We start from the raw sequence: 11849 nt of genomic DNA on the forward strand, positions 1-11849 counted from the left end.
TATTGCTTTTTACTAATTTACATCTTTCCCTCCTCTAAAACTTTTATTACCAGTTTCTATGATTTGACAATGATGTGTTAATCTATCGATAATTACTTTTGTTGCCTTAGCATTACCAAACATATCACCCCATTCTTCAAATCTCAAATGGGTAGTAATGATCACTGAAGTCTGCTCATATAATTTAGCAAATAGCTCAAATAACAGGAATCTAACCTCGGCTTTTATGGGTACATAGCCTAATTCATCTACTACAATCAGATGAAATCTTCTAACAAACTGTTCTAATAGTTTGTTTATGTTTTTACATAATACGTAGCATTTTGTTTGCTGCTCTTAACTGAATCGATGAATTTGCTTTCATAATTATGGATTCTAGTATTGAGCAATTGGCTAGCTAATTCATTTAAAGTATAAAATCTTACCCTGTAACTTTTTTCAATGGCAGTGAACGCCAAACCAATTGCTAGATGAGTTTTTGCAGAACCAGAACCACCTATGAGCATGATATTTTGATGATTATCAATCACTTTTTGTATATCAATATTCTCAACCAATTTAGCTTGGCATGTATCTGATAGTAACTTTATGGTTGGAAACTTAGCTAACTGCAACCTATAATGCAGAGAACGTGACTTTTTATATTCACACTCTGCTTCAAGAAGTTTCTTTAACACATCATACACACTAGTAGTAGGGACATCATTTGTTAAATTACTTGACTCAGATAACTGCATCTTCATACCAACTAAACCTAATTTATCTAATAACAATATTAAGTCTTTCATTTAATTTACCTCCGTTGTTAAATGCAACTTGCTATAGATACTACAATCAGCATCAGGAGGATTTTTTAGCTGAATAAACTCACTCTCTTGGATATCTAGTTTCATTGCTGGTTGCAACAAATATTGCTCAACTAATTTAGAGCTACAGCCGCCAGCAGCAATTGTTAGGTTACAAGCATTTGTTACCTTTTCTAATCCATACTTATTAACAAGTAGTAGGATATCTATAAATTGTTTATCACCATCTTTGTAACTCTCTAACTTATTTCGTAGTTTGCCAAATATCTCAGGTAACAAACTCATTAACTCTTTGAACGGTTTACCATTACGTAAAGCACCGGGTTTACGTTCTAGGACTGCTATATAGTGCCATGGATTATAAATCTTCTGATAGCGTTTAAAACTACGAACATGCTCTGCAATAATCTTGCTTTCATGTAAAATTACTATCTGCCAAGCATAGGATTTAATCTGTACACTAAGTCCCACATATTCACACGGAACACTATACATATTGGTGTCGTATTGTATTAAACTCAAAGGTGATACGGTCGTTGGATGTAATCTATAACCCCTAAACTGCCCTCTATATCCTATTAAATATGCCTTCTCTTCCTCATATATTTCTAGAATCGTTTTTTCTGTAAATTCAGGATGTCTTTTAGTTTTAGCCCACTCTATAGACATCTCTCTTAGCTGAATGTTAATAGCTTCATAACTATCTCCTTTCAATATTGGAGTAAAAAAGTTACGTCTAGTGTCTCCTACTTGTTTCTCAACCTGTCCTTTCTCCCATCCCGATGCTGGAGTACAGGCAAGTGGCTCAAATAAATGGTGAGAGGCCATTTGGATAAACTTCTCGTTAAAGATACGATCCTTGCCAATCAATATTTTTTTGACAGCCGTCTTCATATTGTCATAAATACCATTCTTACAACAACCAGCAAAAAACTTGAAAGCTTGATCATGGGCATCCATAACCATTTCCAGCTGCTCATTAGGATAAACCACTACCAAAGAATAACGACTATAGCATAGCTTTATTCTCGCTGCTTTAACTCTAGTAACATCCCCATTTAAACATATTTCTTCCTCTCCCCAATCAAACTGAAACGCTCCTCCTAGCTCAAAATTTAGTGGAATAAAAACTTGCTTACCTTTTGCTTCATGATCTCTTCGGAATCTTCTAACTATTAGATTTACAGATTCATAACTATCCTGATAACCTGATATCTTCAACTGTTCGTATAGCTTCTTGCCAGTCATCCTACGTCTGACTGGTTCTTTGATATTCTCTGCTAATAGCTGGTTTAACATCGCAAGATATCCACCCAAAACTGGCTTAGCTTTGCTATATTTGGCTAATTCAAATTTGGTTGCATCACTGCGTATAACTTTCTTAACGGTATTTTTTGATATATTAAGCTCTTTGGCAATTGCTCTAATTGCCTTGCCATCAACATGATACATTTTACGTATCTTTGAAATTGATTCCACGATAAACACTCCCTAAAAACTCCTACACATTATTAACAAATTATTAATTTATGTAGGAGCTAATATTTCTTTTTAGGTGGGTCAATTCTTATTACAATTCTTGCTCTAAATGGGTCAATAGTTCATTACAATTTACAAAATAATATATACAATATTCTAAAGGGGATATCTAAAAAACCTTCAGCAGAGTTGTTACAAACGGTAGCCGATGTACTAGGTGTAACCGTTAAAGATTTATATAATCCCTTTATTGAAACAAAAAATTATTTAAATAATGATGATTTTGAATTGATGGAAAAAATACTTAAGACTGTAATAGAAGAGATAAAAAATCTTAAGTTAGAAGTTACTGAAGTGGATCTAGTCAATATTATGTTAGAAGTGTTTAATTACTCGAAACCCGAACCCAAAAAAGAACTAGAGAAAAGGTTTATTAATTGGATATTACAACAACGCATACAAAAAAAGTAAATTTGGGGCAAAAATGAATATTTTATCAAATTGTTATTAGTTTTTACACTTACTCAAAAGATCTATACTTCTAAAGTGGTTTTCACCAAATTTTTCTATGAGTTGGGTGCTAAATTTTATATACCAAAATTTATTTGGTAAATTGCAAGTTGCTTTTGCTGCAGCCCAATACAGGTAGCTTACTTCATCGACATTTTTCATATTGTCCCGATAATTATTATAATATAATACTTCTGCTGAAGCATAGGATTCAGCTGCTTTCTCATTTTGACCAAGAGCCGCTAACGCATCTCCTTCAACAACAAAAGCTTTCGCCAAACGTAGGTCTTGTAATTCCGTAAGATTAGCATTTTTTTTAGTTGGATCATTAATGAATATATTTTTAGCTTTTTGAGCATATTCTAAAGCTTTCCTAATATTTCCTAATCCCAGTTCTGCTCTTGACATCTCAGTAAAGATTCGACCAAATACTTCATGATCATCTTTTTTAGATGATTTGCACATATTGTATAACTGCTCAGTTTGTGCATAAGAATCCTTATACTGTCCAAGAATATTTAATATCTCAGCTTTAAGTACATAAGGATTTATAAAAAATAAATCCTCAGGCTGTAATCCATTGTTAATACATACTTCTATAGTTTTTTTAGTTTGTTCCAATGCTTCTAGGTATTTTCCTTGTACAAATAATAAATTTGCTCTTGCAAAATATATAAATATATTATCACTTTTACCGGTTAAGCCAGTGTTAAGCAAATTTTTCAAAATCTGTATATTTTCTTCTGCTTCTTTAATTTTTCCTAACATAATATTGGATATAACTAAATAATAAATTATATTAGATTTAGTAGATTCATAACCATCTATATTTTCAAACACTTTCTGTGCTTTTGTATAATAGTAAATTGCTGTATTATAATCAGAATTGTTATTTCTATAATATGTACCTACTAATTCTAGATAAGATGTATAATTATATTTTTTATTATTATTCATTAGCCATAATTTAAATACATTATTATTATCATTTGCAATAAACCAATCAACCAATTTTCTTGAATTACAGCAATCCAAAAAATAAACGTAGTCTATTAGTAAATGTAAATTTACTTCCAATAGTACATGTATATCTATCTTATATAGTTCCGCATTTCTTAAAATTACTTCTAAATTTTCATGCACTGTTTTAGCACTTCTAAAAATATACGCTTTTACTGTGTTCTTTGGTACAGAGTCAGTAAATTTAGTAACAATGTCTTCTAAATAATTTTTATTATTCTTATTTCCATTTATCTCCATTATCTTATTAGCAATAACATCATGCATTTCAAAAACAGGATTGGTTTCATTTGAGTCAATATTAGCTACTAAAGCAAATTTAGACAGTTGATAAATATCATCATCAATAGTATTCTTGTCATCAGTAATAATTCTTAGTAGTTCCTTAGAAAAACCTTGGTTATTGATTAGTGCTATTTTATTTAGTAATTTTTTAGCATTTGGCTTTAATTCCTTAATTGCTAGAGTAATGTTTAATTTAATTTTATCAGCAGAATCTCGTATCCTCTTTTTATATTCTTCTTGATTTAAACCCGGTACTTGGTTCAATAACTGTGTGCCTTGTACTATCAATATAGGATAACCACTAAATTCTTGAACTAAAAACTCTGCTAGTTTAGGATCATCTTTTTCTAAAATATTATTAGCAAGAGTAGTAGCATCATTTTTTTCAAATGCCATCATTTTGACTGTATTAGGTAATAGTTCACTATCTTGGGAAGCAAAAATAACATGACCATTATGTTCCCAATTAACAAATTCTTGCACCTTATGATTTTCTTTGATCTTTAAATTATCAAATACTAACAACCATTTATTCTTACTAGATAAGTAAGACAATACTTCTTTTTTTGCTGTTCTTACATCTTCTGATATTAAATTAGTCTTAGCTTTTTCATTAATTGATTTTGCTAGTTTTAGAAACTCTTCATTAATATCTAAATTGCAATCAATGAACCAAATGAGATCATAATTATTTTTATTCTCATAGGCATACATTCTCGCAAGCTGAGTCTTGCCCATACCACTAATGCCAACGAGACTTGTTTGTCTATATTTGATCAAATTATTCTTAACTAAAGTTAATTGTTTAACATGATCTACAAAATAGCTTACTGGTATAACAAGATTGGATATTTCTGCTTGAGCAACTGATATATAAGGCATTATTAATACCATTATTATTAATATATATTTCTTCATTTTTTCTTTCTAATATATTTAGCAAAATATAATATTTATCCTTGTGTTTACTTCGAATTATTTATTATTGTGGTACAAATAACTTCTACATCAAATTGTTATTAGTTTTTACACTTACTCAAAAGATCTATACTTCTAAAGTGGTTTTCACCAAATTTTTCTATGAGTTGGGTGCTAAATTTTATATACCAAAATTTATTTGGTAAATTGCAAGTTGCTTTTGCTGCAGCCCAATACAGGTAGCTTACTTCATCGACATTTTTCATATTGTCCCGATAATTATTATAATATAATACTTCTGCTGAAGCATAGGATTCAGCTGCTTTCTCATTTTGACCAAGAGCCGCTAACGCATCTCCTTCAACAACAAAAGCTTTCGCCAAACGTAGGTCTTGTAATTCCGTAAGATTAGTATTTTTTTTAGTTGGATCATTAATGAATATATTTTTAGCTTTTTGAGCATATTCTAAAGCTTTCCTAATATTTCCTAATCCCAGTTCTGCTCCTGACATCTCAGTAAAGATTCGACCAAATACTTCATGGTCTTCCTTTTTAGATGGCTTATGCATATCATATAACTTGTCAACTTGAGCATAGGCCTCTTTATATTGTCCAAGGATGTTTAACACCTCAGCTTTAAATAAATAAAGATGTGTAAGCAATAGATCATCTTGGTTTAATCCATTTTTTATACATGCCTCCATAGTTTTATTAGCTTGTTCTAATGACTCAAGATATTTTCCCTGTATAAAAAATAATCTAGCTTTAACAAAATACAGCATTGGTATATCTATTTTGTCAACAGAACCTTCATTAAACATCCGATCGATAATTTGAGTATTTTTCTCTACCTCTTGAATATCCCCTAATACAATATTAGACATTGCTAAATTGAAAAATACATTAAATTTTAAAGTGTCATATCCTTGTACGTTATCTAATACTTTTTTTGCTCTTACTAAATATTCAATCGCTGTCTTATTATCGGAACTTCTATAATATCCATATTGTCCATACTGTCCTATTATATGTAAATACGCTGCGTATACCCGCTTTTCATTATTGTTCATTAACCATAACTTGAATTTTCCATCCTGATCATTTTTATTAAACCAATTAATTAGTTCTGTTGCCTTATAGAAATCAAAAGAATTAATATATTTTATTATTAATTGTAAATTTAACTCCATAAGTTTATATACATTGATATTGTATTTTTGTTCATTTTTTTTGATTATTTCAAGATTTTCAGACACTGTTTTTGCATTCCTAAAAATATGGGCTTTTACCACACTACTTGGTATAGAGTTCATTAATTTAGTAACAATGTCTTCTAAAAAAGCTTTATTATTCTTATTTCCATTTATCTCCATTATCTTATTAGCAATAACATCATGCATTTCAAAAACAGGATTGGTTTCATTTGGATCGGTATTAGAAATTAAAGCAAATTTAGACAGTTGATAAATATCATCATCAATAGTATTCTTGTCATCAGTAATAATTCTTAGTAGATCCTTAGAAAAACCTTGGTTATTGATTAGTGCTATTTTATTTAGTAATTTTTTAGCATTTGGCTTTAATTCCTTAATTGCTAGAGTAATGTTTAATTTAATTTTATCAGCAGAATCTCGTATCCTCTTTTTATATTCTTCTTGGTTTAAACCCGGTACTTGGTTCAATAATTGTACCCCTTGTACTATAAGGATAGGGTAACCAACAAATTCTTGTGCTAGAAATTCTGCTGATTTTGGATTATTATTTTCTAAAATATTATTGGCAAGAGTAATAGCATCTTGCTTATCAAATGCTGTCATATTAATTATACTGTGTAATCCCTCGCTATCTTGGGAAGCAAAAATAACATGACCATTATGTTCCCAATTAACAAATTCTTGTACCTTATGATTTTCTTTTATCTTTAAATTATCAAATATTAACAACCATTTATCCTTACTGGATAAATAAGCCATTAGTTCTTTTTTTACTAAGGTTATATCTTCTAATATTAGATTAGATTTAAAAGTACTATTAATAGTTTTTGCTATCTTCAACAATTCTTCATTAATATCTAAGTTACAGTCAATAAACCAAATAATATCATAATTCTGTTTGTTCTCATAAGAATACATTCTCGCAAGCTGAGTCTTCCCCATTCCACTAACACCTACTACACTGGCTTGTTTATATTTAGTTAAATTATTCTTGAGTAGAGTTAGTTGTTTGATGTGATTAATAAAATAAGTGACCGGTACAACAGAATTGGATACTTGGTCTTGAGCAAGTGAAATACTGGACATAACTAATATTATTATTAATAAATATTTTTTCATTTTTTCTTTCTAATATTATTCACATATTTAGTAAAATCTAACACTTGTTTTTGTACGGATTTATCTATTATTATAGGATAAGTAATTTCAACTATATTAGATTCATCATCAGAAGATACACTGTACTTAAACTTATGCTCTTTTAGAGATTTGAATATTTTACGACAACTAAGTAGAAATACATCCATATATTCTAACACTATAGTTTCAGATAAATCCACCATTCTTTTTTCGTTTAAAGGAAAACTGTCATATTTAATAATAACTTTTTTGTTAGTAAAACTTATTTCCATTATTTTAGGAATTTCACTCTGCCTATCCATAAATTCCATTAAATTAAAAATAAGGCTAAAAATTAACTGATAAAAAACTTCGGTCGTACAATTAATATTAATTGTGTCTATATTAGTTTGTACCTTTAAGGCTATTGTAATAAAATAAGGAGAAAAATATTCTTCTAAATACTTAGTTAAATTTACTATATCTATTTTTTCAGGAGATGTATCGTATAAGCACATTGGAAATAAATAGTTACTTGGGGATATATTCTGAATTATTTTCTTATCACTTATACCCATTTCTTGCTTGATATACATCTCGGTTGCTTTTTTTATAAAGAGCTTCTTTAGTTTTTGATTAATTCTTTTGTTGCTCAGCAATGTACTATTAATCTTTTTTTCTTCGTATAAATCATGCTCTAATATATACAGTCTCTCTTCCCTTCTTTTTTTTATTCTGAGGTAAACATACAAAAACAATGAGCAAATTAAAAAAGTCAAAACGACAGTTATAAAAGTATATTGGCACACTTTATTATTGTTTAAAGGATAAAATTTAGAATTTTTGTTAATTCCTACTTTTATGGTCAAAACTGTGTTTAAATCAATTTGATAATCTTTTTTTACATTTAAATTTTTTTTATAGTCTAGACCAAATGCAACACTATAATCATTGATTATGATTGCATAACCTATGTAATGGGGAAATATTTTATTTAAATTATCCTTTAGTTCTTGTAAATCAAATATAAACTCCTCTGCTGAATTTTTAATAGAAATTGTATATGGTGTGGTTTTTATTGTATTCTCGCTTATACCATTATTTGTTCTTGAAAAATTTTTAAATAAAAAAAAGGTTTTATTATAGCTAGATTTGTTGAAGACTGTTGTCAAATCATGAGATAATAAACTACCAACACTATCTAAATAACCAGCAAGCATTAATTTTTCCTTTTCTTTTTGTAGATGTAAAAGGTAAATATAAAAACCAATATTAAAAAATAAAAAAACAATAATAGCAATAATGAACGATTTGAATTGCTGTATTAATTGTTGCATGATATTAGTTTGAACCAAACTTGTACTCAATATATCTATTGCTCTTCAAACTCAAACCTCATATAGATGGCAATAACATGTATTTATAATCTAGGCATATTCCCGTCTATATGCATTTAAAAATCATATCCGATTTAATTTTAACAAGATATACTAGTTGTTGTAAATCTTGTGTCTGTTTATCGCTTTCTCTTATTCCATATCTTGTTTTTCAAGTACTATTACTAATTATTATAACTTTATGATGTTTCAACTTCTTTAGTAATTAAATATCGTATCAATGCATTAACCGCTTGCTGTTGCTCTGAACTACGAATTTTCATAAAATTCTTTGAAACCTCTATGTACATATGCTGATTTTCAATAAATATTAGCTGTACAATATCAGTATCTTCTAAATCTTTATAAAAATACTCTATAATTTTTATCTAGTGCTTTAGCAATAAGAACTAATCTATCTATTGATATTCTATTAATGCTCCTTTCGTATTTTTGTAACTGCTGCCTCGTTACTTCTACTATATGCGCCAGTTGTTGTCGTGACAATCCTTTAGCAAGTCTTAGAGAATAAATCTTTTCTCCAATAAGTTGATCGATCTTATGTAAATAGTAATTTTTTCTTGATATCATTTTTTTAACATTGATTGTATCATATCTTAAAAGCCTTCATTATACTCTTCAAGTTTTCTAGATTATGCTACGATAAGTTACTTAACGTGTCAATAACTTAATTTATTATTATAAAAAGTAGCCTTATTTTTTTTCTTTGATATATAATTAATTTGTTGTTTGTCACAATTCCTCCAAATTTATAATCGTAATTGGGGTAAGGCTAAAAATAGCAACCCATCTCATCTTTAGCAAGTTGTTTAAAATCTGATGATCCTTAGTCCTAGACCTATATAAATCACGCAGCTTATATCTCCTTAATGATTTTTGCCCCACAAATCCATGTCATATTGTTTGCAATATTCAAACATATCAACTGTGTTAGGATGGTGTATGCCAAATTCCTTAATTTGTGGCTTGCCAAAGAATTTATAATTATATAAATCTTTGCTTTTACAGGCGGCTTTTGCCCCTTTGTTATATAATTCACTTACTTGAGCAACATTTTTACTTCTATTGCCATATAAATAATGATATATAACAAAAGCTTTTTTATAAGATTCCATAGCTTGCTTAAGCCTATCTTGGGCAAACAAAATATCACCTTGTACTACATAAGTAGCTGCTAAATCAAAATTTTTAGAATAATTTATGTTCTCCGAATTGTTGTTTTCCTCTGCTAACAATATAGCCTTATTAATGTATTCAGAAGCTTTATATACTTTACCTAAACCTAATTTACTTTTTGCCATTTCTGTATAAATACATGAAAATTTAATATCATAATCATACCCTATGAGTTTCTTAGATGTGTTATATAATTGTTGAGCTTGAGCATAAGCTTCTTGATATCTACCAAGACAATTCAGTACCATTACTCTATAAATATAAATTCTGTTAAGGTATAAGCCATTAGCATGGAATCCATTTTTTATAAGAAGCTCAATACTTTGATCTCTATATTCTAAAGCTTCGTTATATTTTCCTTGTGTATAAAATAAGTAAGCCTTTAAAAAATATATTGTATATATATGTTCTACTTCTTGTGTTGCTAATTTTTCAATCTTTTTAAGTAATTCTTCAGCCAATTTTATCTCACCTATGTTTATATACGTTATACATATTTGATGAATTAAATTAAATTTTAGAGCATCATTGCCTTCATCATTATCAAGTGTATATAAAATTTCTAATGATTTAGTAAAATAAGAAATCGCTGTTTCAAAATTTCTTATTAACCTATTATAGATTCCTATTGCCCCTAAATATCTACTGTAATAAAATTTGTAATTCTCAGGCATTTGCCATAATTTAATTTGTTGATTTTTTTGATTAAACCAATCAACCATTTGCTGGATTTTGCTATTATCACCAACGTTTATATATAAAAGTAATAACTCACTTCTTAATTTAAGTATTGTATATATGTTAATATTATATCCTTCAGAATTTTTAAGAATAATTTCTAAGTTTTCTGCTATAGTCTGAGCGGTTCTCCACAAATATCCTGAGAGAGTTCTTGTAGGTTTAGGTAATTTGGCAATAATATTTTCTAAATATATTTTATTATTATCACCATTTAGTTCCATTATTTTATTGCTAACTATGTCATGCATTTCAAAAATAGGGTTATTATCATTAGAATTAATATTAGTTATTAGCATAAATTTAGATAATTGATATATATCGTCATTAAGGGTATCCGGATTATCAGTGATGGCAGTAAGTAATTGTTTTGAAAAACTTTGATTGTTCAATAAAGCTATTTTATTCAGCAACTTTATTGCACTTGGTTTTAATTGTTGAATAACCATATTAATATTTGTTGCTATTTTATCAGTCGCTTGATAAATTTTCTTTTTATATTCCTCTTTATCTAAACCTTTAATTTTATTAAGCAATTGAGTTCCTTGCACTATCAATATTGGGTAACCACTAAAAGATTGCGTTAAAAATTCGATACTATTATTATCCTTGTTGTCTAATAAGTTATTAGCTAAAGCTACAATAGTAGGTCTATCAAGTAGGGTCATTGCTATAATATTAGGTAACTTTTCATTATCTTGCGAACAAAACGCGACATGACCATTATGTTCCCAATCAATTAAATCCTGTACTTTTTTATTTTCATTAACTTTTAAATTATCAAACACCAATAACCACTTATTAGTAGAAGTTAAATATGATATTACTTCTTTTTTTGCTAAAGCAACTTCTTCAGATATATTAGTTTTTCTAGTGCTATTTAGCTGCTTAGCTAACTTAACAAATTGTTCGTTCAAATCAAGGTTACAATCAAAAAACCAAATAAGATCATAATTATTTTTATTTTCATAAGCATACATCCTAGATAGCTGAGTCTTGCCTATTCCGCTAGTACCTACTAAACTTGTTTGTTTATATTTACTTAAATTGTCCTTAATAGTCTTAAGTTGTTGCTCATGGTTGACAAAATAACTAACTGGAGTGATTAAATTAGATACTTGTTCTTGAGCAAAAGTATTACTATAAATAATTAGTAATATAAATAATGTTAAAAATTTTTTCATACA

Annotated in this window: 8 protein-coding genes and 1 pseudogene; 1 reads left to right on the forward strand and 8 read right to left on the reverse strand. The window is 28.5% G+C overall.

The window, feature by feature from the left end:
- Positions 1-12: 12 nt before the first annotated feature.
- Genes AAGD45_RS05220 through istA form a run of 3 tightly spaced genes read right to left on the reverse strand, consistent with a single transcriptional unit; the run spans position 13 to position 2285 of the window.
- Positions 13-300, reverse strand: a complete 288-nt coding sequence (locus tag AAGD45_RS05220; protein WP_341762218.1) for an ATP-binding protein — start codon at positions 298-300, stop codon at positions 13-15.
- The gene (locus AAGD45_RS05225; RefSeq protein WP_341760909.1) at positions 297-788 is read right to left on the reverse strand and encodes an ATP-binding protein; all 492 of its coding nucleotides are present in this window, start codon (positions 786-788) and stop codon (positions 297-299) included. Before AAGD45_RS05225 ends, AAGD45_RS05220 begins: the two co-directional genes overlap by 4 nt.
- Positions 789-2285, reverse strand: coding sequence for an IS21 family transposase (gene istA, locus AAGD45_RS05230; RefSeq protein ID WP_341760910.1), 1497 nt, complete (start codon positions 2283-2285; stop codon positions 789-791).
- A 189-nt stretch (positions 2286-2474) separates the two neighbouring features.
- On the opposite strand from istA, the gene AAGD45_RS05235 reads away from it, so the two are divergent.
- Positions 2475-2756, forward strand: a complete 282-nt coding sequence (locus AAGD45_RS05235; RefSeq protein WP_341760911.1) for a hypothetical protein — start codon at positions 2475-2477, stop codon at positions 2754-2756.
- Positions 2757-2792: 36 nt separating this feature from the next.
- Here AAGD45_RS05235 and AAGD45_RS05240 read toward each other — a convergent pair whose 3' ends face one another.
- From AAGD45_RS05240 to AAGD45_RS05260, 5 genes and pseudogenes are all read right to left on the reverse strand, one after another.
- Positions 2793-5018, reverse strand: coding sequence for a tetratricopeptide repeat protein (locus AAGD45_RS05240; RefSeq protein WP_341760912.1), 2226 nt, complete (start codon positions 5016-5018; stop codon positions 2793-2795).
- A gap of 101 nt (positions 5019-5119) precedes the next feature.
- A complete protein-coding gene (locus AAGD45_RS05245) occupies positions 5120-7351 on the reverse strand; it encodes a tetratricopeptide repeat protein (RefSeq protein ID WP_341760913.1) in 2232 nt (743 codons plus the stop codon).
- Positions 7348-8688 (reverse strand): hypothetical protein, encoded by a 1341-nt coding sequence (locus tag AAGD45_RS05250; RefSeq protein ID WP_341760914.1) that lies wholly within the window; start codon positions 8686-8688, stop codon positions 7348-7350. Before AAGD45_RS05250 ends, AAGD45_RS05245 begins: the two co-directional genes overlap by 4 nt.
- 239 nt (positions 8689-8927) lie before the next feature.
- Positions 8928-9315, reverse strand: a pseudogene (locus AAGD45_RS05255) (helix-turn-helix domain-containing protein).
- 299 nt (positions 9316-9614) lie between these two features.
- On the reverse strand, positions 9615-11846 hold the full coding sequence (locus AAGD45_RS05260) for a tetratricopeptide repeat protein (protein ID WP_341760915.1): 2232 nt from the start codon (positions 11844-11846) through the stop codon (positions 9615-9617).
- Between the last annotated feature and the right edge of the window lie 3 nt (positions 11847-11849).

Origin of the sequence: Candidatus Tisiphia endosymbiont of Thecophora atra (assembly GCF_964026395.1) — a bacterium.
In the GTDB taxonomy this organism is placed as follows: domain Bacteria; phylum Pseudomonadota; class Alphaproteobacteria; order Rickettsiales; family Rickettsiaceae; genus Tisiphia.

What these genes read in the sequence shown, in the direction of transcription:
- AAGD45_RS05240 (WP_341760912.1), bottom strand. Translation starts at nt 5,018, where the DNA reads ATGAAGAAATATATATTAATAATAATGGTATTAATAATGCCTTATATA.
- AAGD45_RS05250 (WP_341760914.1), bottom strand. Translation starts at nt 8,688, where the DNA reads ATGCAACAATTAATACAGCAATTCAAATCGTTCATTATTGCTATTATT.
- AAGD45_RS05260 (WP_341760915.1), bottom strand. Translation starts at nt 11,846, where the DNA reads ATGAAAAAATTTTTAACATTATTTATATTACTAATTATTTATAGTAAT.
- AAGD45_RS05225 (WP_341760909.1), bottom strand. Translation starts at nt 788, where the DNA reads ATGAAAGACTTAATATTGTTATTAGATAAATTAGGTTTAGTTGGTATG.
- AAGD45_RS05245 (WP_341760913.1), bottom strand. Translation starts at nt 7,351, where the DNA reads ATGAAAAAATATTTATTAATAATAATATTAGTTATGTCCAGTATTTCA.